This is a genomic window from Roseateles agri (assembly GCF_034043675.1).
Lineage (GTDB): Bacteria > Pseudomonadota > Gammaproteobacteria > Burkholderiales > Burkholderiaceae_C > KK5.
The window spans coordinates 305399-326630 of record NZ_JAXCLA010000001.1 but is presented as its reverse complement, the minus strand read 5'-3'; the positions used below and the strand labels follow the sequence as shown (position 1 = coordinate 326630).

The 21232-nt window shown below is 67.8% G+C and carries 22 protein-coding genes; 7 read left to right on the top strand and 15 right to left on the bottom strand.

Going from position 1 to position 21232, the window contains the following annotated elements; genetic code table 11:
• Nucleotides 1–7 precede the first annotated feature (7 nt).
• The 3 genes from SNE35_RS01505 to ylqF all read right to left on the bottom strand — a co-directional run bounded on the left by SNE35_RS01505 (nt 8) and on the right by ylqF (nt 3828).
• Entirely contained in the window at nt 8–2161 is a 2154-nt protein-coding gene (locus SNE35_RS01505) for a TonB-dependent receptor (protein WP_320421002.1), read from the bottom strand.
• Between the two features lie 169 nt (nt 2162–2330).
• A complete protein-coding gene (locus tag SNE35_RS01500) occupies nt 2331–2792 on the bottom strand; it encodes a hypothetical protein (protein WP_320421001.1) in 462 nt (153 codons plus the stop codon).
• A gap of 85 nt (nt 2793–2877) precedes the next feature.
• Complete coding sequence (ylqF, locus tag SNE35_RS01495) at nt 2878–3828, bottom strand: ribosome biogenesis GTPase YlqF (RefSeq protein WP_320421000.1); 951 nt, start codon at nt 3826–3828, stop codon at nt 2878–2880.
• Between the two features lie 124 nt (nt 3829–3952).
• On the opposite strand from ylqF, the gene SNE35_RS01490 reads away from it, so the two are divergent.
• Nucleotides 3953–4363 carry a cold shock domain-containing protein gene (locus SNE35_RS01490; protein ID WP_320420999.1) on the top strand — a complete coding sequence of 137 codons (411 nt, stop codon included), beginning with the start codon at nt 3953–3955 and terminating at the stop codon, nt 4361–4363.
• Nucleotides 4364–4443: 80 nt separating this feature from the next.
• Here the strand turns inward: SNE35_RS01490 and SNE35_RS01485 are convergent, their stop codons facing one another.
• The 3 genes from SNE35_RS01485 to SNE35_RS01475 form a co-directional block, all read right to left on the bottom strand.
• Nucleotides 4444–4767, bottom strand: coding sequence for a TonB family protein (locus SNE35_RS01485; protein WP_320420998.1), 324 nt, complete (start codon nt 4765–4767; stop codon nt 4444–4446).
• Between the two features lie 60 nt (nt 4768–4827).
• On the bottom strand, nt 4828–6381 hold the full coding sequence (locus SNE35_RS01480; protein ID WP_320420997.1) for a methyl-accepting chemotaxis protein: 1554 nt from the start codon (nt 6379–6381) through the stop codon (nt 4828–4830).
• A 175-nt stretch (nt 6382–6556) separates the two neighbouring features.
• Nucleotides 6557–7255 (bottom strand): YggS family pyridoxal phosphate-dependent enzyme, encoded by a 699-nt coding sequence (locus SNE35_RS01475; RefSeq protein WP_320420996.1) that lies wholly within the window; start codon nt 7253–7255, stop codon nt 6557–6559.
• 26 nt (nt 7256–7281) lie between these two features.
• On the opposite strand from SNE35_RS01475, the gene SNE35_RS01470 reads away from it, so the two are divergent.
• From SNE35_RS01470 to SNE35_RS01460, 3 genes are all read left to right on the top strand, one after another.
• Nucleotides 7282–8325 carry a type IV pilus twitching motility protein PilT gene (locus tag SNE35_RS01470; protein WP_320420995.1) on the top strand — a complete coding sequence of 348 codons (1044 nt, stop codon included), beginning with the start codon at nt 7282–7284 and terminating at the stop codon, nt 8323–8325.
• Nucleotides 8326–8401: 76 nt separating this feature from the next.
• On the top strand, nt 8402–9538 hold the full coding sequence (locus SNE35_RS01465) for a PilT/PilU family type 4a pilus ATPase (RefSeq protein WP_320420994.1): 1137 nt from the start codon (nt 8402–8404) through the stop codon (nt 9536–9538).
• 10 nt (nt 9539–9548) lie between these two features.
• Nucleotides 9549–10445 carry an NAD(P)-dependent oxidoreductase gene (locus tag SNE35_RS01460; protein WP_431312693.1) on the top strand — a complete coding sequence of 299 codons (897 nt, stop codon included), beginning with the start codon at nt 9549–9551 and terminating at the stop codon, nt 10443–10445.
• On the opposite strand, the gene SNE35_RS01455 is transcribed toward SNE35_RS01460, so the two are convergent.
• The 8 genes from SNE35_RS01455 to SNE35_RS01420 form a co-directional block, all read right to left on the bottom strand.
• A complete protein-coding gene (locus SNE35_RS01455; protein WP_320420993.1) occupies nt 10429–10800 on the bottom strand; it encodes a hypothetical protein in 372 nt (123 codons plus the stop codon). The genes SNE35_RS01460 and SNE35_RS01455 overlap by 17 nt on opposite strands.
• A gap of 51 nt (nt 10801–10851) precedes the next feature.
• A complete protein-coding gene (locus SNE35_RS01450) occupies nt 10852–12168 on the bottom strand; it encodes an ABC transporter permease (protein ID WP_320420992.1) in 1317 nt (438 codons plus the stop codon).
• A 6-nt stretch (nt 12169–12174) separates the two neighbouring features.
• The gene (locus SNE35_RS01445; protein ID WP_320420991.1) at nt 12175–13341 is read right to left on the bottom strand and encodes an ABC transporter permease; all 1167 of its coding nucleotides are present in this window, start codon (nt 13339–13341) and stop codon (nt 12175–12177) included.
• Between the two features lie 4 nt (nt 13342–13345).
• Complete coding sequence (locus SNE35_RS01440; RefSeq protein ID WP_320420990.1) at nt 13346–14041, bottom strand: ABC transporter ATP-binding protein; 696 nt, start codon at nt 14039–14041, stop codon at nt 13346–13348.
• A gap of 33 nt (nt 14042–14074) precedes the next feature.
• Nucleotides 14075–15244, bottom strand: coding sequence for an efflux RND transporter periplasmic adaptor subunit (locus tag SNE35_RS01435; protein WP_320420989.1), 1170 nt, complete (start codon nt 15242–15244; stop codon nt 14075–14077).
• Nucleotides 15245–15369: 125 nt separating this feature from the next.
• Nucleotides 15370–16014, bottom strand: a complete 645-nt coding sequence (locus tag SNE35_RS01430) for a BON domain-containing protein (protein WP_320420987.1) — start codon at nt 16012–16014, stop codon at nt 15370–15372.
• A 28-nt stretch (nt 16015–16042) separates the two neighbouring features.
• Nucleotides 16043–16609 carry an SIS domain-containing protein gene (locus SNE35_RS01425; protein WP_320420985.1) on the bottom strand — a complete coding sequence of 189 codons (567 nt, stop codon included), beginning with the start codon at nt 16607–16609 and terminating at the stop codon, nt 16043–16045.
• Nucleotides 16610–16625: 16 nt separating this feature from the next.
• The gene (locus SNE35_RS01420; RefSeq protein ID WP_320420984.1) at nt 16626–17015 is read right to left on the bottom strand and encodes a YraN family protein; all 390 of its coding nucleotides are present in this window, start codon (nt 17013–17015) and stop codon (nt 16626–16628) included.
• Between the two features lie 16 nt (nt 17016–17031).
• Here SNE35_RS01420 and rsmI point away from each other — a divergent pair, with 16 nt between their 5' ends.
• The gene (gene rsmI / locus SNE35_RS01415) at nt 17032–17937 is read left to right on the top strand and encodes a 16S rRNA (cytidine(1402)-2'-O)-methyltransferase (protein WP_320421594.1); all 906 of its coding nucleotides are present in this window, start codon (nt 17032–17034) and stop codon (nt 17935–17937) included.
• Nucleotides 17938–17956: 19 nt separating this feature from the next.
• Here rsmI and SNE35_RS01410 read toward each other — a convergent pair whose 3' ends face one another.
• The gene (locus SNE35_RS01410) at nt 17957–18280 is read right to left on the bottom strand and encodes a hypothetical protein (RefSeq protein WP_320420982.1); all 324 of its coding nucleotides are present in this window, start codon (nt 18278–18280) and stop codon (nt 17957–17959) included.
• A gap of 123 nt (nt 18281–18403) precedes the next feature.
• Between SNE35_RS01410 and tldD the strand changes: the two genes are divergently transcribed.
• Together tldD and SNE35_RS01400 are read left to right on the top strand one after the other, a co-directional pair.
• The gene (gene tldD, locus SNE35_RS01405; protein ID WP_320420981.1) at nt 18404–19867 is read left to right on the top strand and encodes a metalloprotease TldD; all 1464 of its coding nucleotides are present in this window, start codon (nt 18404–18406) and stop codon (nt 19865–19867) included.
• A 232-nt stretch (nt 19868–20099) separates the two neighbouring features.
• The gene (locus SNE35_RS01400; protein ID WP_320420979.1) at nt 20100–21230 is read left to right on the top strand and encodes a 3-deoxy-7-phosphoheptulonate synthase; all 1131 of its coding nucleotides are present in this window, start codon (nt 20100–20102) and stop codon (nt 21228–21230) included.
• Nucleotides 21231–21232: the final 2 nt, after the last annotated feature.

Sequence of the window (21232 nt, the reverse complement as noted above, 5' to 3'; positions counted from 1 at the left end):
GCCTGCCTCAGAACGAGGTCTTCAGCGTGACGCGCACGGCGCGAGGCTCGGCGGGGTGGATGTGCCGATCTGCAACGGGCGCGCTCTCGCCGGGCAGCTGCGACTCGTAGTAGTACTCGATGTCGTTGAGCTTGCGGTCCAGCAGGTTGAACACGTCCATCGTCAGCTCCGCATCCCTGCCGAACCAGCGGCCGAGCTTGCGGCTGATGCGAAGGTTGGTCGTCAGCGACGAATGCGAGCGCACGCTGTTGTCTTCGATCAGCGCGCCGGAGCCCAGGTAGCGCCATTGGATGCTGGCCGACCAGGGGCCCAGGTCGCGCACGGTCACGGCCACGGAGCCGACCTTGTCGACGGCGTTGGGGATGCGGTTGCCGGCGGGGTCGTCGTCGGAGAAGCGGGCGTGGGTCCAGGCCAGGTCGGCGTCGACCAGAAGCCAGGGTATCGGGATCCAGCGGTTGTTCCACTCGATGCCGCGGCGCGTGCTGGGCCGGTTCGGTTCGGTGGCGCCGGCGTCGCCGACGTAGACCAGCTCCGAATCGAAGTCCAGCTTCCACAGCGCCAGCGAGCTTTGCAGGCCCGGAATCCACTCGGTGCGCGCGCCCAGTTCCATGCCACGCGAGGCGACGAGGCCCGGCACCTTGTCGACCGCGTCGCCGGTCTTCGGATCGACGGTGGCCGTGGTGCCGCGGGCGTCGTTGCTGTGGAAGCCGCGGCCGGCGTTGAAGAAGAACTCCGTCTTGGCCCAAGGGCCGGCGATCAGGCTGAACTTGGGCGACACCCTGTGGTCGCGGCTGTGGCCGGAGTTCGCTGCGTTGCTGAGGCTGTCGACCGAGAAGTTCGCGGCATCGGCGCGCAGGCCGACGACGGACCGCAGCCAGGGCGTCAGCTCGACGGCCGTCTGCGCGTAGAGGCCGTACAGGCCTTCGTTGACCTTGTCGTTGCGCGTCGTGCCGATGATCTGGCGCTGCTCGGTGTCGAACAGGCCCACGCGGATGTGGTCCTGGCGGAGCTGGATGCCGACCTCCGAGCGGGCCGGCAGCGAGCCGATGCTGTGGTCCACCGTACGGCTGGCGCTGAAGCCGTAGACCTGACGCTTGTCCTGCTGCGAGAACTGGTCGCCGGTGTCGGGGCGTTCCAGCGCGTAGGTGAAGTTGGAGAAGAGCTTGAGCTGGTAGTCGATCACGTAGGCGGCAAAGCGCGTGCTGCCGCTGTCGGAGCTGTCGTGCCACTCGCCGGACAGGCTCGTGCGATGGGTCTCGCCGCCGTCGCTCGGGTCCGCCGAGTCGAAGCGGCCGAAGGGCTTGCCCTGGTAGGTGCCGGCGTCGGCGAGGCGTTCGGGGATCTGGTCGGTGGAGGTCCAGTGGGCGCTGTAGCCCATCAGGCTGGCGCTCCAGCCGCTGGCGGCCGTGCCGCCGCTGAGCGTCAGCACGCCGTTGCTCTTGTGCAGGCCTTCGGGCACGGTCCAGGGGCCGTCGTTGCGCATCAGCTCGATGGCGCCGAGCAGGGTGAGGCCGCCGCCCAGTTCCGTCGAGCCGGCCGCGATGCCGCGTCGGTAGCCGTTCTCCCCCAAGGTGAGCGCGGCGAAGGGCGCATCAAGTCGTGTCCGATAAGTGATGTCGGCCGAGCCCGCGGAGGCGAAGTCGCCATTCTTGGCGAAGTACGGGCCCTTGCGGTATTCGATCTTGTCGACCAGCTCGGGCATCAGGAAGTTCAGGTCCGAGTAGCCCTGGCCATGGCCGTGCGTGGGCATGTTGACCGGCAGGCCGCCCACAGTGGTGGCGAAGTCGGTGCCGTGGTCGAGGTTGAAGCCGCGCAGGAAATACTGGTTCGCCTTGCCGTCACCGGAGTGCTGGGTGACGATGAGGCCGGGCACGAATTCCAGCACCTCGCCGGGCCGCAGCGCGGGCCGGCTCTTCAGCAGCTCGGCGCGGATCACGCCCTGCGAGGCGGCGTCGGAGCTGCCGATCGAGTTGTCGTAGTGGCGGCCTTCGATCTCCACCGTGTCGAGCTGCGAAACGGCAGCGACGAACGACGGGCTGTCCGCCGGGTCGGCAGCGCCCTGCTCATTGGCCTGCGCCAGCGCGGCCGCCGAGCTCAGCGACAGGCAGGCGATGTGTAAAGCGATGCGGGGTGACGGGGCTGAAGGGACTGAACGGCTCACGACCGGCTTTTCTTGGGTTGATGAGGATTTGCCGATCCTTCATACGCAAGACCGAAGCCAGCGGATGCATGTTGGCGACGCAGAGCTTAGGCAGGGCGTGCGACCGTTTTATTAACAATCCAGCAATGTTCACGCTGCCGAACGGAACGGCCGGGTCAGCGCTGGGCGATCAGGGCGCCTGCGTTGCCTTCATCTGCGGCGAGCCGGCCTTCTGCTCTTCTTCCTGGATCGTCTGCAAGGTCTTCCAGTCGTCGCAGACGAAAAAGGATTCGGCGAACACCAGATCGTGCAGCGAGCCGTCGCCATGACTCATGTGGCCCGACTGGCAGACGAGCGTGCCGCGCTGCTGCTTGGCTTCGGCCAGCGCGGCGCCGGTGGCCATGCTGTCGTGCATCAGCCAGACCAGCGCATAGAGCACGATGGCGCCGACCAGGCCGCCCGACATCCAGCCGACCGCCTTCAGGAAATAGATGAAATCGGACTCGGGCGGGCTCTCGCGCTGGGCGGCCGCCGGAGCCGCGGGCGGGCGCGGCGCGGCCTCGGGCGGACGCGCGGCGGTGGCGCTGGCGTTGCGCAGGGCCGAGCGGTTGATGCCGCCGGTCGAGGTGGAGGGCGAAGGATGGGTTGCCATGTCCCGAGATCAAGGCGACCGCGGGTGCGTGGCACTTAAATCGTTTGTCGACGTCTGTGCGTCCTGCGCACGAGTGCGCGCGGCCTCAGTCGTTCGGCTCGTCGCCGTGCAATTCTTCTGCGCGGTTGCTGACCTTGCGTCGCGTCTTGCGATCCTTGCGCGCGGCCTCGGCCAGTTCGGCCGTGGCGGCCCAGCCGGCGAACTCGGCCGGCGTTTCCAGCGTGATGCGGCCCAGCACGCCCTGGCGGAATTCGTAGACCAGCACCTCGGCGGCCTTCTGCATATTGACCCTGCCGCCGCTCATCATTGCGGCGCGCTTGCGGCCGATGGCGGCCAGCATCTCCATGTCGCTCAGCACGGAGACGTCGCCCAGCTTGTAGCGGGCCTCCACCTGCGCCGCGTAGGGGCCGCGCAGGTAGTGCAGCAACTCGATGGCGACCTCTTCCTCGTCGAAGGCATTGCGGCCGATCGCGCCACTGGCGGCGAGGTTGTAGCCGCTGGGCTCGATGCTGATCCGCGGCCACAGCATGCCGGGCGTGTCGAACAGGTAGAAGTCGCTCTCCAGCACGATCTTCTGCTCGATCTTCGTGATGCCGGCCTCGTCGCCGGTCTTGGTGGCGCGGCGGCCGGTCAAGGTGTTGATCAGCGTGGACTTGCCGACGTTCGGAATGCCGCAGATCAACACCCGCAGCGGCTTGGCCATGCCGCCGCGCAGCGGCGCCAGGTCACGGCAGGCCTTGATCAGCGCGCGTGCCGGTGCGGCGACGCTGGCGTCCAGGCCGATCGCGCGGGTGTCGGGCAGGGCGTTGTAGTGGGCCAGCCAGTCGGCGGTGCGCGCCGGGTCGGCCAGGTCCTGCTTGTTCAGCAGCTTCAGGTTCGGCTTGCCCGCGGTCAGCTGCGCCAGCAGCGGGTTCGCGCTGGAACCCGGCAGGCGCGCGTCCAGCAGTTCGATGACGACGTCCAGCCCCGCCTTCATGCGATCGTTGATCGCATTGCGGGTGGAGTTCATGTGTCCGGGGAACCAGTGGATGGCCATGCGCGCGCGGGGCAGAAGAGGGAATGGGGAGGCGCGCATTGTCGTTTACCGCGCTTACAGCCTGTAGCGAGCTCCGCCGGGGCGGGCCGCATCATTGCCAAAAGAGATGTTGGAGTCGTTGGCGATGAGATTCGAAGGTACCTTGTCCCTGTGGAACCCTGAGCGTGGCTATGGCGCCATCGCTCCCGAGCAAGGCGGGCAGGAGTTGTTCGTCCACGTGTCGGCCTTCCCGCGCGATGGCGCGCCGCCGCAACCCGGCGAGGCCCTGAGTTTCGAAATTGTGACCAGTGGTGACGGACGTAAGCAGGCGGGCAGGGTGCTACGCATCGAACGAGCCGTCGCCGCGACTCCCGCCAGCTTCATGGCCCCGGCACCCCCGCGGCGCAGCCGCCTCCTCGCGCAGCAGGAGCGCAAGCGTCGGCTGGCCCTCGGCGGGCTGGCGCTGGCGGTGTTCGTCAGCGTGCTCGGTTGGGTGCACGTGGCGCATTCGAGCGCGGAGCGGCCGGATGCGGCGGAGATGCAGCGGGTGCGCTGAGCAGGCCAAGCCCCAATGAAGAAAGCCCGCCGGATGGCGGGCTTTCTCTTATGCGCTCGTTCTTTCCCTGAGCGGCTCGATCAGTCTTCGTTGCTGAACACCAGCTTGACCTCGTGCGTCTGCTTTTCGCCGCTGGCTTCGAAGCGCCAATCCATCAGCGCGGCCTTGACGGCGCGGTCGAAGACCTTGCGGGGCTGGGCTTCGATGATGTCAACGGCGCTGACCTTGCCGTCGGCTTCGATCGACAGCTTGGCCCTGACGGTGCCGCTGTTGACGGAGGCTTGCACGGCTTCGCGCGGGAACTCCGGCGGCACCTTCTTGATGACCTTCGGGTCGGCGTGGGCGCTGCCCATGGCGAGGGCGAGGGCTGCGGCGGCGAGGGTGGAGAAAACGACGTTCTTCATGATGTAGTGGCCTCGTTGATGCTGTTGAGGTAACGGGTTATTTAGGCGGATTGACTGGGTTCAGGCAGGGACGGCGCGGAAGAAGCCGACCGCGTCGAGCAGCCGCGAGGAGCTGTTCTTCAGCGCATCGGTGGCGACGCTGAGGTCGTCCACCAGCGTGGTGTTCTGCTGTGTGGCGCGGTCCAGTTCGCTCATCGCGTTGTTGACGACGCCGACGCCGCTGGCCTGTTCCTGGGCGCTGCTCGAGATCTCCTCGATCAGCTGGCCCATGTTGTTCACCTCGTCGACGACCGAGCGGATCGTGACGCCGGCGTTGTCGACGAGCTTGGTGCCGTTCTGCACCTTGTTCGACGACTCCTCGATCAGCGCCTTGATCTCCTTGGCGGCGGTGGCGCTGCGCTGGGCCAGCGAACGGACCTCGGCGGCGACGACCGCGAAGCCGCGGCCATGCTCGCCGGCACGGGCGGCTTCCACCGCGGCATTCAGAGCGAGGATGTTGGTCTGGAAGGCGATGCCGTCGATCACGCCGATGATGTCGCCGATCTTCTTCGAGCTGGCGCTGATCTCCTCCATCGTGGAGACGACGCGCGAGACCACGGCGCCGCCGGCCGAGGCCGATTGGCGCGCCTTCGTGGCGATGTCGGCCGCGCGGCGGGCCAGGTCGCTGGCCTCGTTCAGGTTCGAGGCGATCTGCTCGACCGAGGCGGCCGTGTTCTGCAGGCTGGCGGCCGAGCGGGCCGTGCGGTCGCTCAGGTTGACCTTGCTGCCGTCGATGGCGCTGGAGCTGTGCGCCACTTCGCTGGCGGCGGTGCTGACGCTGTTGACGACGCCGGACAGCGCGCTCTGCATGTCCTGCATCGCACGCAGCATTTGACTCAGTTCGTCCTTGCCCTCGATGGCGATCGTGCGGGTCAGGTCGCCGGCGCTGATGGCCTCGGCGGCCTCTTGAGCACGACGAGCGGGCACGACGATCGAGCGGGCGATCACGAAGCCGCCGCCGATGCCGATGACGGCAGCGACGCTCACCAGCACGAAGGTGACCAGCACCGAGTTGCGGGCGATCTCGCCGCCGCTGACGGCGAGGTCATGTGCATTGTTGAACTGCAGGTCGACGAGGCCCTTCAGGCCGTCCTGGTAGGCCTGCTGCGCGGGGCGCACGACGGTGATCAGGCTCTCGCGGGCCTCGTCGGGGCTGCCGTCGGCCTGGATCTTCAGGAACTGGGCGACCGAGTCGAAGAACTTGCCCTGGCGTTCGCGCACATCGCGCATCAGCGCCTTTTCCTTGTCGCCGTCCACCGTCGCTTCGAGACTGGTGAGCTGCTTCTTGCTTTCTTCCAGCGCGCCGGCGATGGCGGCCTTCTGCTTCTTGATGCCGCCGGCGGTGTCCAGCAGCAGCAGGTCGCGCGAGGCTCGCGCGACGATGGCGACGCTGCTGTCCAGCGCATTGGCCGAGGCGATCTTCACCAGGCTGGAATTGGCCGTGGTGTCCAGATCGTGGGCCAGGCGGCTGGCGTTGGAGGCGCCGTAGCTGCCGATCACGATCAGCAGCAGGATCAGCAGGCCATAACTCACCGCCAGGCGGTGGTTGATGCGCAACTGTGTGAGCAGGTTCATGCGGTATTCCCTCGCGACTTGATATTGGCTGCGCAGCCTCATGGGACTGGCTTGGCATCAGTGTCGCGGGGCTTCAGTTGTTACCGCTTGTTTTGAACGTTAGGGGGCGTGAACAAGTACGCACCAGCTCCTTGGGTTTTCCCTAGAGGGGAGTGCTCGGCGATCGGACGAGGTGTCAGGTCTTGCTGCGCGAACCGAAGATCGCCGATCCGACGCGGACCATCGTCGAACCCTCCGCGATCGCCGCTTCCAGATCCGCGCTCATGCCGATGGAGAGTGTGTCCAGGGTCAGGCCTTGCTCGGCATTGATCTGTGCCTGCAGCGCGGCCAGCGCGCGGTGCGGGATGCGCTGATCTTCGTCGTTAGCAGCCGGCTCCGGTACGGCCATCAGGCCGCGCAGCTTCAGCCGTGGCAGCGCAGCGACCTGCTGCGCCAGCGCCGCGACCTCGCCGGGGGCGAGTCCGCTCTTGCTGGCCTCGCCGCTGATGTTGACCTGCAGGCAGACGTTCAGCGGCGGCAGCTCCGGCGGCCGCTGTTCCGACAGGCGCTGCGCGATCTTCAGGCGGTCCACGCTATGGACCCAGTCGAACTGCTCGGCCACCGGCTTGGTCTTGTTGCTCTGCAGCGGGCCGATCAGGTGCCATTCGACGCCGTCTCGCAGGTCCGCCAGGGCGGCGATCTTGTCCAGCGCTTCCTGGACGTAGTTCTCGCCGAAACGGCGTGCACCGGCGGCGTGCGCCGCGCGGACGTCGGCCGGCGGAAATGTCTTCGAAACCACGAGCAGCGTGACGCTTTGCGCACTGCGTCCGGCCTTGGCGCAGGCGGCGGCGATGCGCTCCTGCGTGCGGTACAAGTTTTCGGGGATCGTCGCCATAATGGCCCGGCTAACTCTTCTTGATCATGGACATCACTCAACTGCTGGCATTCTCAGTCAAGAACAAGGCATCCGACCTTCACCTGTCGGCCGGCCTGCCACCGATGATCCGGGTCCACGGCGACGTGCGGCGCATCAATGTGGAGGCGCTGGATCACCGCGCCGTCCACGACATGGTGTACGACATCATGAACGACGCCCAGCGCAAGATCTACGAGGAGACGCTGGAAGTCGACTTCTCGTTCGAGATCCAGGGCCTGGCGCGCTTCCGCGTCAACGCGTTCAACCAGAACCGCGGCGCCGGTGCCGTGTTCCGGACGATTCCGTCGAAGATCCTGTCGCTCGAGCAGTTGAACGCGCCCAAGGTGTTCGCCGAACTGGCGCTGCGGCCGCGCGGCCTCGTGCTGGTGACCGGGCCGACCGGCTCGGGCAAATCGACGACCTTGGCCGGCATGGTCAACCACCTGAACGAAAACGAGTACGGCCACATCCTCACGATCGAGGACCCGATCGAGTTCGTGCACGAGTCCAAGAAGAGCCTGATCAACCAGCGCGAGGTCGGGCCGCACACGATGAGCTTCGCCAACGCGTTGCGCTCCGCGCTGCGCGAGGACCCGGACTGCGTGCTGGTCGGCGAAATGCGCGACCTGGAGACGATCCGCCTGGCGCTGACCGCGGCCGAGACGGGCCACCTGGTATTCGGCACGCTGCACACCTCGTCCGCCGCGAAGACGGTGGACCGTATCGTCGACGTGTTCCCCGCGGCTGAGAAGGAAATGGTCCGCGCGATGCTGTCGGAGTCGCTGCAGGCGGTGATCTCGCAGAGCCTGTGCAAGCTGAAGGATGGCAGCGGCCGCGTCGCCGCGCACGAGATCATGCTGGGCACCTCGGCCATCCGCAACCTGATCCGCGAGAACAAGGTGGCGCAGATGTATTCGTCGATCCAGACCGGCAACCAGCTCGGCATGCAGACGCTGGACCAGAACCTCACGGACCTGGTGCGGCGCAATGTGATCTCGCCTGCTGAAGCTCGTTCGAAGGCAAAGATGCCGGAAAATTTCCCTGGCTAAAGCCAGGGAAATTTGTCGTGACGCAGTCGCGACAAAACTTTCCGGTCCCGCTCAATCTGTGAGTTAGGACCCCTCCATGGAACGCGACCAGGCCTCCAAATTCATCAACGACCTGCTGCGCCTGATGGTCTCGCGCAAGGGCTCGGACCTGTTCCTGACGGCCGACTTCCCGCCCGCCGTCAAGGTCGACGGCAAGGTCACCAAGGTCTCGCCGCAGCCGCTGACCGGGCAGCACACCTTGCAGCTCGCCCGCTCGATCATGAACGACAAGCAGGCGGCCGAGTTCGAGCGCACGAAGGAGTGCAACTTCGCGATCTCGCCGCAGGGCATCGGCCGCTTCCGCGCCAATGCTTTCCTGCAGCAGGGTTCGGTGGGCCTGGTGCTGCGGACGATTCCGGCCACGCTGCCGACGATTTCCTCGCTGGACCTGCCGCCGGTGCTGCGCGAAGTGGTGCAGAACAAGCGCGGGCTGGTAATCGTCGTCGGCGCCACCGGCTCCGGCAAGAGCACCTCACTGGCGGCGATGATCGACGAGCGCAACGAGACGACGCACGGCCACATCATCACGATCGAGGACCCGATCGAGTTCGTCCACCCGCACAAGAACTGCATCGTCACGCAGCGCGAGGTCGGCATCGACACCGACACCTGGGAATCCGCGCTGAAGAACTCGCTGCGTCAGGCACCCGACGTGATCCTGATGGGCGAGCTGCGCGACCGCGAGACCATGGAACACGCGGTGGCCTTCGCCGAGACGGGCCACCTCTGCATGGCCACCTTGCACGCCAACAGCGCCAACCAGGCGCTGGACCGCATCATCAACTTCTTCCCTGAAGAGCGGCGCAGCCAGCTGCTGATGGACCTGTCGTTGAACCTGCGTGCGCTGGTTTCGCAGCGCCTGCTGCCGCGGCGCGAGGGCAAGGGCCGTATCGCGGCGGTGGAGATCATGCTCAACACGCCGCTGGTGTCGGACCTGATCTTCAAGGGCGAGATCAGCGAGATCAAGGAGCTGATGAAGCGTTCGCGCGAGCTGGGCATGCAGACCTTCGACCAGGCGCTGTTCGACCTGTACGAGCTGGGCAAGGTGACCTACGAGGACGCGCTGCGCAATGCCGACTCGGTCAACGACCTGCGCCTGCAGATCAAGCTGAACAGCGAACGCGCGCGCTCTGGCGACCTCTCCACCGGCACGGAACATTTGAGCATCGTGTAACCTGCCGGGCATGAGTACCCGCAGCTACGACAACACCGTTACCCCACGCAAAGTCGCCTTCCTGGGCCTGGGCGTGATGGGCCATCCGATGGCCGGCCACCTGGCCCGCGCCGGCCACCAGGTCACCGTCTACAACCGCAGCGCCGCCAAGGCTGAAGCCTGGGTCAAGGAATACGGCCACGCCGCCGCGCCGACGCCCGAGCTGGCGGCGAAGGATGCCGACATCGTCTTCGCCTGCGTCGGCAATGACGACGACCTGCGCTCGGTGACCCTGGGCGAAGGCGGTGCCTTCCACGGCATGAAGCCCGGCGCGGTCTTCGTCGACCACACGACCGCCTCGGCCGACATCGCCCGCGAACTGCACCGCGCCGCGATCGGCCGCGGCCTGCACTTCGTCGATGCACCGGTGTCCGGCGGCCAAGCCGGTGCGGTCAATGGCGCGCTGACCGTGATGTGCGGCGGCGATGCCGAGCCCTTCGAGACGATCAAGCCGGTGGCGCTGGCGATGGCCAAGGCCGTGACCCACGTCGGCAGCGCGGGCTCCGGCCAACTCGCCAAGATGGTCAACCAGGTCTGCATCGCCGGCCTCGTGCAAGGCCTGAGCGAGGCCATCGCCTTCGGCCAGACCGCCGGTCTGGACATGAAGCTGGTGCTGGAGGTGATCGGCAAGGGCGCCGCGCAGAGTTGGCAACTGGACAACCGCGGCAAGACCATGGTCGACGACCAGTTCGACTTCGGCTTCGCCGTCGACTGGATGCGCAAGGACCTGGGCCTGGTGCTGGACGAGGCCCGGCGCAACGGTGCCCGCGTGCCGGTGACGGCCCTGGTCGACCAGTTCTACGCCGACGTGCAGAAGCTCGGCGGCAACCGCTGGGACACGTCCAGCCTGATCAAGCGACTGCGTTGAGCGATTGAGTCAGCAGCGCCTGGTCCGCGGTGTCCTGCACCGCCACCGAGGCCAGCCCCGGCTGGCTCTTCAGCAGTGTGGCCCAGTTGCTGTTCTGGTCGATTGCGCTGGAGTCATTGCTGCCATCGAGCTGCGAGCCCAGCTGGGATAGCTGCCGGTAGAGGTCCAGCGGCGATGACGGACCGCTGCTGACGTTCGTGCCGTCCAGGCTGAGGATCACGCTCTCATCCGTTTGCAGCGCCGCCTGCTCGGTCGGTGACAGGTCGGTGCTGCTGCTGGCGCTGGTCGACGCGCTGGCAGGGGCGGCGGCTGTCGTGCCGCCGACCAGACTGCTTAGGCTGATCGAATCCACCATTTCGACACCATAGACCCGCTGGCGTCGGATGTCAGCCGTGGCGAAAGATCTTTACAACTCCCGCAGCGCCGTCGTCACCGGCAGCCGCGCCGCGCGCAGCGCCGGGTAGAGCCCGCCGATCAGGCCGATGGCCAGCGCCCACTTGAGGCCTTCCCACAGCAGCGGCGGCGTCACGCGCAGCGAGAAGCTGAGCTTGCCGACGGAGCCGGCGGCCATCGTCGAGGCGGAGAAGCCGTCGAACAGCGCCCAGGCGATCGCGCCGCCGAGCAGGCCGCCGAGCAGGGCCAGCAGCAGCGTCTCGATCATCACGGCCATGACGACCGGCGGGCCGGCGAAGCCGATCGCGCGCAGGGTGGCGATCTCTCGGGCTCGCGCCGCGACGGCGGCGAACATCGTGTTCAGCGCGCCGAACAGCGCGCCGATGCCCATGATCGCGCCCACTGTCATGCCGATGATGCGCAGCACCTTGACGATGCCCTCGCTCTGCTTGGCGTAGAACTCCAGCGTCGTGCTGACGTCCACGGCGAGTTGCGGGTTGTCGCCCAGCGCCTTCTTCAGGCCGACCAGCGCGTCGGGGCTCGTCAGCTTGGCGATCACCGTCGTGCGGCTGCTGCCGCGCCGGTAGGCGTCGGCCACCGATTCGGCGCTGGCCCAGATCTCGGAATCGAAGGCATCGCCCGTGCTGAACACGCCGACCACCGTCCACAACTGGCTGCCCAGCCGCACTTCCTTGCCCAGCTCGATGCCGGAGAACTGGCGCAGCGCGCCGGCGCCGACGATCAGCTCGCGCAGGCCCGGCTGGAAGCGCCGGCCGGCCGTCAGCTTCAGCTTGGGCCGCACGGCAAACGCCTGCTCACCGGCGCCGCGCAGCTGCACGCTGCCGACATCGTCCGGGCCGCCGCCGCGCACCGGCAGGTTGGCCGCGACGACCAACTCAGCCGAACTCAGCGGCTCGCCCTTGTCGTTGCGTGCAATGCCGGGCGCCTGCTCGATCTGCACGATGTTGTCGCGCGAGAGCACCGACGAGACCTCGTTCGACGAGCCGCCGCGCAGGATGATGGCCACGTCCTCGCTGCCGCTGCCGGTCAGCGCCTGGCGGTAGCCTTCGCCCATCGCCAGCAGCGCGACCAGCACGCCGACGACGCCGGCGATGCCGACGACGATCACCGCCGCGCTGCCCAGGCGCTGCGGCAAAGTGGACAGGCCCACGGCCGTCACGGAGCGTGTTCGCTCGCCCAGGCGCGGTGTCCAGAGCCAGATCAACAGCAGGACCAGCAGCGCCAGCGCGACGAACCAGGGCAGGAAGACCCAGACCACCAGCGTGGCGATGAGCAGCAGGAAGGTGAAGATATTGACGATCACTCGCATTGCGTCTTACCTCCCCGCCAGGGCGTCGACGATGTTCAGGCGCATCGCGCACCAGGCCGGCAGCGCGCCGACGATGGCGCCGATCACCAGCATCAGCACGATGCCCTCGGCCCAACTGCCGGCGCCGGCGGCGGGCAGGTTCAGCGTGCCGCCGCTGCCGGCCGAGATCGCCGGGCCCAGCACGCTGGCGAGGCCCAGGCCGATGCAGCCGCCGATCAGCAGCAGCAGGCCCGATTCGGCCAGCACCATCGCCAGCACCGAGCGGTCACTGAAGCCCAGCGTCTTCAGCACGGCCAGCTCGCTGGTGCGCTCGCGCACCGCCTGCATCATCGTGTTGCCGGCCAGCAGCACCAGGGTGAAGAACACGGCGCCCATGATCGAGCCGACGATCAGGCCGATGTCGGCCAGTTGCTTGATCCACGCAGCGGTGGCGGCCTGCTCGGATTGCGTGCGAGTCTCATGGTCGGAGTTGGACGAGAGCGCGTCGATCGCGCGGGCGACGCGGTCGGCATTGTTGACGTCGTCGACCTTGGTCACGTACCAGCCGGCCGCGCCCTGGTTGTAGGGCGTCGTGTCGTCGAAGAATTTCCAGTGCAGCAGCACCATGCCGTCGAAGAAGCCGCCGGACTTCTTGTCCTTGGCGCGCAGGATGCCGCTGACCTGGAACTGCCAGTTCTTGCTGCCGTCGCGGTCGGGGAAGATCTGCGACTGCAGCGGCAACCGGTCGCCTACCTTCCAGCCGAAGCGCTTGGCCAGCGTCTCGCCGACCAGCACGCCGTTCTTCGTCGCGAGCCAGGTCTTGCGCTCGTCGGCGCTGACGTCGATCTCGGGGAACAGGTCCAGGTAGTTATCCGCGACGGCGAAGCTGAACACCTGGTTGTGCGGGTCCTTGTAGGCGCCGCCGAACCAGTTGGCGTAGGTCACGAGCTTGGCACCGGGCACCTTCTCGATCTGCTGCAGCAGCGAGATCGGCAAGGTCTGGATGAACGACAGCCGCGAGCCGGTCTGCAGCCGCGAGGCGCCGTTGGCGCTCTGGCCGGCCTGCTGGAAGGAGATGCGCACCGCGTCGAGCAGGCCGAACAGCAGGAAGGCCGTGATGATCGACACCAGCGTCAGCACCGTGCGGGTCTTGCGCCGGAACAGCGCCGCCCAGATCAGGTGGAGGTACTTCATCGCGTCAGGCGGCCGCTGCCGCGTCGGACGTGACCAGCGTGCCCTTGTCCAGATGCAGCGTGTGGCGCGCGCGGCTGGCGGCCTTCGGATCGTGCGTGACCATCACGATGGTCTTGCCGTGTTCGCGGTTCAGCGTGCCCAGCAGGGCCAGCACGCCCTCGGCCGATTCGCGGTCCAGGTCGCCGGTGGGTTCGTCGCAGACGAGCAAGGTCGGGTCGGAGACGATCGCCCGGGCGATCGACACGCGCTGCTGCTGGCCGCCCGAGAGTTCGGTGGGTTTGTGGCTGGCGCGGTCGGCCAGGCCGACGAGCTGCAGCGCGATGGCCGCGCGCTTCTTGCGCTCACTGGCCGACAACTTCGTCAGCAGCAAGGGCAGCTCGACGTTCCGCTGCGCCGACAGCATCGGCATCAGGTTGTAGAACTGGAACACGAAGCCGACCTGCGACGAGCGCCAGCGCGCCAGCGCCGTCGGCTTCAGCTGGTCGATCCGCTGGCCGGCGACGCTGAGCGTGCCGCCGGTCGGCGCATCCAGGCCGCCGATCAGGTTCAGCAGCGTGGTCTTGCCGGAGCCGGACGGGCCCATCAGCGCGAGGAAGTCGCCCTGTTCGACGTCGAGGTCGATGTGGTGCAGCACCTCGACCTTCTGCTTGCCACGCGTGTAGACCTTGGAGAGGTCGCGGATCTCGATCAGATGGGCCATTCGATCTCCTCGCTGCGGCCCCGCTGGCCGTCGTCAGTTGCTGGTCGCTGCTGTTGCCGTCGTGGCGGCGGCGCCGTCCTTCAGGGTTGCCGGCGGCGACAGCACGACCTGCTCGCCGGCTTCGATGCCGTCCGGTATCCGTGTCAGCTCGCCGACGTTGCCGGCGGCCTTGACCTTGCGCTGGTGCACATGGCCGTCGCTGCCGAGCGTGAAGACGACGCTGTCGCCGTCGCGTTGTACCACCGCCTGCGCCGGAATCAAGACGCCGCGCGCCGGCGGTGCGCCCGCTGTCGCCTTCTTCTCCGCTTCACGGAGGAAGGAAACGCGCGCGCCCATGTCGGGCACCATCCGCTGGTCTTTCTGATCGAGGCCCACACGTACCTTGACGGTGGCCTTGCCACGGTCCGCGGTCGGGATGATCGCGATCACGTGGGCGGGGATCTTCCAGTCAGGGTAGGCGTCGAGCACGGCCTCGCAGGGCATGTCGGGCTTCACCTGGCCGATCGAGGCCTCGTTCACGTCGACTTCGATCTCCAGCGAATCCATGTCGACGATCGTGCCGACGCCCGTGCGGGTGAAGCCGCCGCCGGCCGACAGCGGCGAGACGATCTCGCCGACCTGCGCCGCCTTGGCGGTGACGACGCCGGCAAAGGGGGCGCGCACGGTGGTGTAGTCGAACTGCACCTGCGCCTCGGCCAGCTGGGCGCGGCTCGCGTCGGCGGCGCGCTGGCGGGCCAGCACGGTGGTCTGGTTGACGACCACGGCCGTGTCGGCCTGCTCGGCCGCCTGGGGCGAGACCATGCCCTGGGCGAGCAGGTCGCGCTGGCGGCGCGCATCGGCCTGGGCCTGGGTGAGCTGGGCACGCGCCTGCTCGATCTGCGCCTCGGCCGAGCGTGCATTGGCGCGCGCCGCATCGAGCGCTGCGCGCTGCGAGGCGTCTTCCAGCCGGGCGAGGACCTGGCCCTTGGTGACCTTGTCGCCGGCGTCGATGTAGACGGCGGTCAGGGTGCCGGTGATCTGCGTAGACACCGTGGCCTGGCGGCGCGCGACGATGTAGCCGGTGGCTTGCAGCACGGCGCCCGCCGCGGCGCCACTGCCGCCGACCGCCTGCGCGGCGGCGACGGTGACCGGCACCGCGCGGTTGGCCATCAACCACCAGGCACCGCCCGCGGCGAGCGCGCCGACGATCACGACGCCTGCCACCGTCGGCCAGACCCAGCCCGGCGGGCCGGCGCTGTCGCGCTCGTCATGCCCGATGCGCAGTTCCTTCAGCAGGTTCGGATCGATGACAGCCTCCCTGGCTGACGCCGTTAGTGGAATCGATCAGATCAGGGCTGCTTCGCGGCGGGGCGGGGCAGCTGGTTCGCCAGCTCGTCCTCGCTGATCATCTCGAAGCAGCGCACGACGCGCTTGACGCCCTGGATGCCGGCGATCAGGTCGCTGGCACGCTTGGCCTCGCGCTCGGTCACGCGGCCCATCAGGAACACGTCGCCGCGCTCGACGACGACGTAGAAGGCGTTGCTGATCAGGTCCTTGGCGTCGACCAGCGTGGCCTTGATCTTGGTCTGGATCAGCACGTCGTTCGAGCGGCTGGACAGCGAGCTCTGGAAGGTGACGGCCGTCTCATCCAGCACTTTCGAGACGTTCTCCACACCGCTGGCAATGCGCACGATCGCCGCCTTGTCTTCCTCGGCGCGAACCTCGCCGGTCAGCAGCACGACGCGGTTGTAGCTATTGACGTTGATGTGGACCCGGTCGCCGAGCTGTTCCTTGATGCGCTGGCCGGCCTTCAGCTCGATGCCTTCGTCCTCGACCTGGGTGCCGGAGGTGCGGCGGTCGGTTGCGACCATCGTGCCGCCGACCATGGCGCCGCCCAGCAGGATCGGCGCGCAGGCCGTGTTGGCGAGCGCGGCGGCGGCCAGCGTGGCGAGCAGCAGGGCGCGGCGGGGGAGGATGCAGATGGATGGGGTCATGTCTTGCTCTGGAGTGTGGGTAGATGGCTTACTCGCCGGTGCCGAGCAGCTGCATGTCGACCGCGTCGCACAGGCAGTGGGCCAGCAGCCGGTGCGCTTCGGCCACGCGCGGCTGGCGGCTGTGAGGGACGCGGATCTGTACGTCGGTATCGCGCAGCAGGCCGCGCAGTTCGTCGTCCTGGCTGCCGGTCAGCGCGATCACGCTCATGTCCTGGGCCTGCGCTGCTTCCAGCACGGCGGCCCAGGCCGCGCGCTGCGAATCGAAGACCAGCAGCAGGTCGCCCGGATGGCCGTGCGTCTGCACCTGGCGGGCCAGCGCCGCGTCCTGCGGCAGGCTGCCGTGGACCAGCGCATCGAGCGACCAGGCGGCGAGGCCCGGCCGGTCCTGCTCGAAACGTCCGATCAGCAGTGCGGCCATATAGCTGGCATCCAGGGCGGAGAGCCCCTGGCCGCAGCAGAGCACACGCCCCCCGCCGGTGATGCCGTCGACCAGCATCTGCGCCGCCGTCGCCACCGGCCGGGACAGGCCTTCGGCGACCTGGTAGAACAGGTCGGCGCTCTCGAAGAATTGTTGTTGAATCCGTTGTTCCAGCATGTCGCGGGATCATAAGTCACCGATCGGTGCCGAAGGCCGCCTGCAGCCACTCGATACCTGCGCCTTCCAGCGCGACCACGTCGAAGCGGCAGGGCGGTGGCGTGGCATGCCGCAACAGGTAGTGCTGCGCGGCGTAGATCAGGCGCTGTTGCTTGACGCGCGTGACGCTGGCAGCCGCGCCGCCGTGCGATGCATCGGCGCGTGCGCGCACCTCGACGAAGACCAAGGTGCCGTCGCGTTCATCGCGCATGATCAGGTCCACCTCGCCGGCGCGGGCGCCGGGTCCGGCGGCGACCCGATAATTGCGCTCCACCAGCCGCAGGCCCTGGCGCAGCAGATGCTGCAGCGCGCGGTCCTCGCCGGCTCGGCCCGCCAGTGATTTCGGAGACTCCCTTTTGTTGAACATCGACGCCTCGCTGCTGATGCAACAGGCGGCTGCCGCTGCCGCCGGTGGCCAGCAGTATCCCGCCGGCACCTTGTACGTCGTCGCGACGCCGATCGGCAATATGGGGGACATGACGTTCCGCGCGGTCCACGTGCTGAGCCTCGTCGACGCGGTGGCCTGCGAGGACACGAGAGTCACCGCAGGCCTGCTGCGCCACCTGGGCCTGCACAAGCCACTCGTTGCCTTGCATCAGCACAACGAGCGCGAAGGCGGCGCGGCGCTGCTGGCGCGGCTGCAGCAAGGCCAGCGCATCGCTTACGTGACGGACGCCGGCACGCCGGCGATCTCCGACCCCGGCGCGGCCCTGGTCGCTGCTGTCGCAGCGGCTGGTCTGCGCGTGCTGCCGATCCCAGGCGCCAGCAGCGCCGTGACAGCGCTGAGCGTGGCCGGCGACACCGCCGCCGAAGGCTTCGAATTCGCCGGCTTCCTGCCGACCAAGGCGGCCGAGCGCCGCACGGCTCTGCAGCGCCTGTGCGGCAGCTCGCGCAGCCAGGTGCTGTTCGAGGCACCACACCGGATCGAGGCCTTGATCGGCCTGCTGGCCGAGTTGTGCCCCGATCAGCAGGTGACCGTCTGCCGCGAGCTGACCAAGCAGTTCGAGACGGTGCACACGGCCGCCGCTGCTTCGCTGCCGGCATGGCTGGCGGCCGATGCGCAGCGCCAGCGTGGTGAGTTCGTATTGGTGCTGCATGCCTTGAGTGCGCGAGCCTCGGACGAGGCGGACGAACTGCCTGCCGAGGCGCTGCGTGCGCTGAACCTGCTGCTGGCCGAACTACCGCTGAAGCAGGCGGTGGCGCTGACGGCCGAGCTCAGCGGCAGCTCGCGCAACCGCCTCTACGACGCGGCCTTGGCGATCCGCAAGGCGCGCGACGAAGAAGGCTGAAGCGACCGAGCCTTGCCGCTCAGCCGGCGACACGGCCGTTGGTCTTGTCCTTCTCGATGCTCTGGCTGGCCTTGTTCTGCATGCGGGTCAGGCGGGCGCGTTCGGCAGGGGTGACAACGCCATCGGCCTTGGCCTGGTGCTCGGCACGATGGATCTTGGCCTGCTGCTTCTCGAGGTGGCGCGTTTCCTTGTGGGTCAGCTCGCCGGTGGCGACGCCTTCGTTGATGCGGGCCTGCTGGTTGGCTTCGCGCTGGTCGATGCGCGGCGTGGCGGTCTGGGCCTGGCTCAGGGCGGCAAAGCCGGCGAGGGACAGCAGGGCGATCAGTCGGGTCGTGTTGCGCATGTCAGGGTTCCTTTGCGGTTGTCGCTCGGACGATCGAGCTTGAGTTTCGAACGCCCCTCCACGGCGAGTGGTGGACCGCCGATGTGTAATGAACTGTGAGCCCTGCGGTCCTAGAATCGGCCGATGATCTCCGTCGAACCCACCATCGCCCGCCTGGCAGCGGCCCGCAGCCAACTGCTGGAGCCCTACGGCCTCAGCGAGGCGACGCTGGCACGTGCCCTGCGCCTGATCACCGAGCATCGCGTCGACGACGCCGATCTCTACTTCCAGACCACGCGCGCCGAGGGCTGGAGCCTGGAGGAGGGCATCGTCAAGAGCGGCAGCTTCTCGATCGACCAGGGTGTCGGCGTGCGCGCGGTGGCCGGCGAGAAGACGGCTTTCGCGTATTCGGATGACATCACCGAGGCCGCGCTGCTCGATGCCGCGCGCACGGTGCGCACCATTGCCGCGGCGGGTCAGAGCCGGCGCGTCAAGGTGCCGTCGGAGCCGACGATCCCCGGCAGCCGTGCGCTCTACGGCGGCGCCGATCCGATCGCCAGCCTGGACAGCGCATCGAAGGTCGCGCTGCTGGAGCGCGCCGAGAAGATGGCCCGCGCCAAGGACCCGCGCATCGTGCAGGTGATGGCGGGCCTGGCGGCGGAGCATGAGGTGGTGCTGATCGCGCGCGCCGACGGCACGCTGGCGGCCGACGTGCGGCCGCTGGTGCGCCTGTCGATCACCGTGATCGCCGAAAGCAACGGCCGGCGCGAGGTCGGCAGCGGCGGCGGCGGCGGGCGTTTCGGCCTGGCCTACTTCACCGACGAGATGATCGCCAGCTACGTCGAGCAGGCGACTTCGGCCGCGCTGACCAACCTCGAGTCGCGCCCGGCCCCGGCCGGCGAGATGACCGTGGTGCTCGGCCCCGGCTGGCCTGGCGTGCTGCTGCACGAGGCGGTGGGCCATGGCCTGGAAGGCGACTTCAACCGCAAGGGCTCGTCCACCTTCGCCGGCCGCATGGGCCAGCGCGTGGCAGCCAAGGGCGTGACGGTGCTGGACGACGGCACGATCCCCGATCGCCGCGGCTCGCTGAACGTCGACGACGAGGGCTGCGCCTCGCAGCGCAACGTGCTGATCGAGGACGGCATCCTGACCGGCTACATCCAGGACGCGATGAACGCCCGCCTGATGCGGGTCGCGCCCACCGGCAACGGCCGCCGCGAGAGCTACGCCCATGTGCCGATGCCGCGCATGACCAACACCTACATGCTCGGCGGCGACAAGGACCCGCAGGAGATCGTCGCCAGCATCAAGAAGGGCCTGTACGCGACGAATTTCGGCGGCGGCCAGGTCGACATCACCAGCGGCAAGTTCGTGTTCTCTGCCAGCGAGGCCTACTGGGTCGAGGACGGCAAGATCCAGTACCCGGTCAAGGGCGCGACCATCATCGGCAACGGCCCGGACGCGCTGACCCGCATCGGCATGATCGGCAACGACATGGCGCTGGACACCGGTGTCGGCGTCTGCGGCAAGGAAGGCCAGAGCGTTCCGGTGGGTGTTGGCCAGCCGACGCTGCGCATCGACGGCCTGACCGTCGGCGGCACCGCTTAAGGCTGGCTTGCCCAGCCGCGAAGCGTGACGCCGGGATTCAGCGTGCTACATTCGACGCCCATGCAAGTCCTGAAGTCCTTTTTCTTTGGCTACTTTTGGTTCTCTGACCGCACCGGCGGCCGAGAGGCGAATGCGTAGACAAAGAAGAACAAAGACACGCAAACGAATCTCAGAAACCGCCGGGTCCCCCCGGCGGTTTTTTTATGCCTGTTCGAAAGCAGAGGTTGATCCGATGAACGCAAAGATCGCAGCAGAAGTCCCGGCCGAACGCTGGTACTCCCCGCAGGACAAGACCAGCGCCACCGATGACGAGCGCATCCTCGACATCACGCCGCTGCCGCCGCCGGAGCATCTGATCCGCTTCTTCCCGATCCGCGGCACGCCGATGGAGCAACTGATCAGCCGCACGCGCTCCCGCATCCGCGACATCATGCAGAAGAAGGACGACCGGCTGCTGGTGATCATCGGCCCTTGCTCGATCCACGACCCGGCCGCCGCGCTGGACTATGCGCGCCGCCTGGTGGCCGAGCGCGAGAAGTACGCGGACACGCTGGAGATCGTCATGCGTGTCTACTTCGAGAAGCCGCGCACGACGGTCGGCTGGAAGGGCCTGATCAACGACCCCTACCTGGACGAGAGCTACCGCATCGACGAGGGCCTGCGCATCGCGCGCCAGCTGCTGCTGGAGATCAACCGGATGGGCATGCCGGCGGGCAGCGAATTCCTCGACGTGATCTCGCCGCAGTACATCGGCGACCTGATCTCCTGGGGCGCGATCGGCGCGCGCACGACCGAGAGCCAGGTGCACCGCGAACTGGCCTCGGGCCTGTCGGCACCGATCGGCTTCAAGAACGGCACGGACGGCAACATCAAGATCGCCACCGATGCGATCCAGGCCGCGGCCCGGCCGCACCACTTCCTGTCGGTGCACAAGAACGGGCAGGTGGCGATCGTCGAGACCAAGGGCAACAAGGACTGCCATGTGATCCTGCGCGGCGGCAAGGCGCCGAACTACGACGCCGCGAGCGTGGCCACGGCCTGCTCGGATCTCGCCGCTGCCAAGCTGGACGCGCGGCTGATGGTCGACTGCTCGCATGCCAACAGCAGCAAGCAGCACCTGCGGCAGATCGATGTGGCGCGCGACGTCGGCGAGCAGATCAAGAGCGGCAGCACGAGCATCTTCGGTCTGATGATCGAGAGCCACCTGAACGACGGCGCGCAGAAGTTCAGCCCCGGCAAGGACGATCCGGCAAAGCTGGAGTACGGCAAGAGCATCACCGATGCCTGCCTGGGCTGGGACGATTCGCTGAAGGCGCTGGATGTGCTGAGCGAGGCGGTGAAGGCGAGCCGCGCCGCGCGATAGAA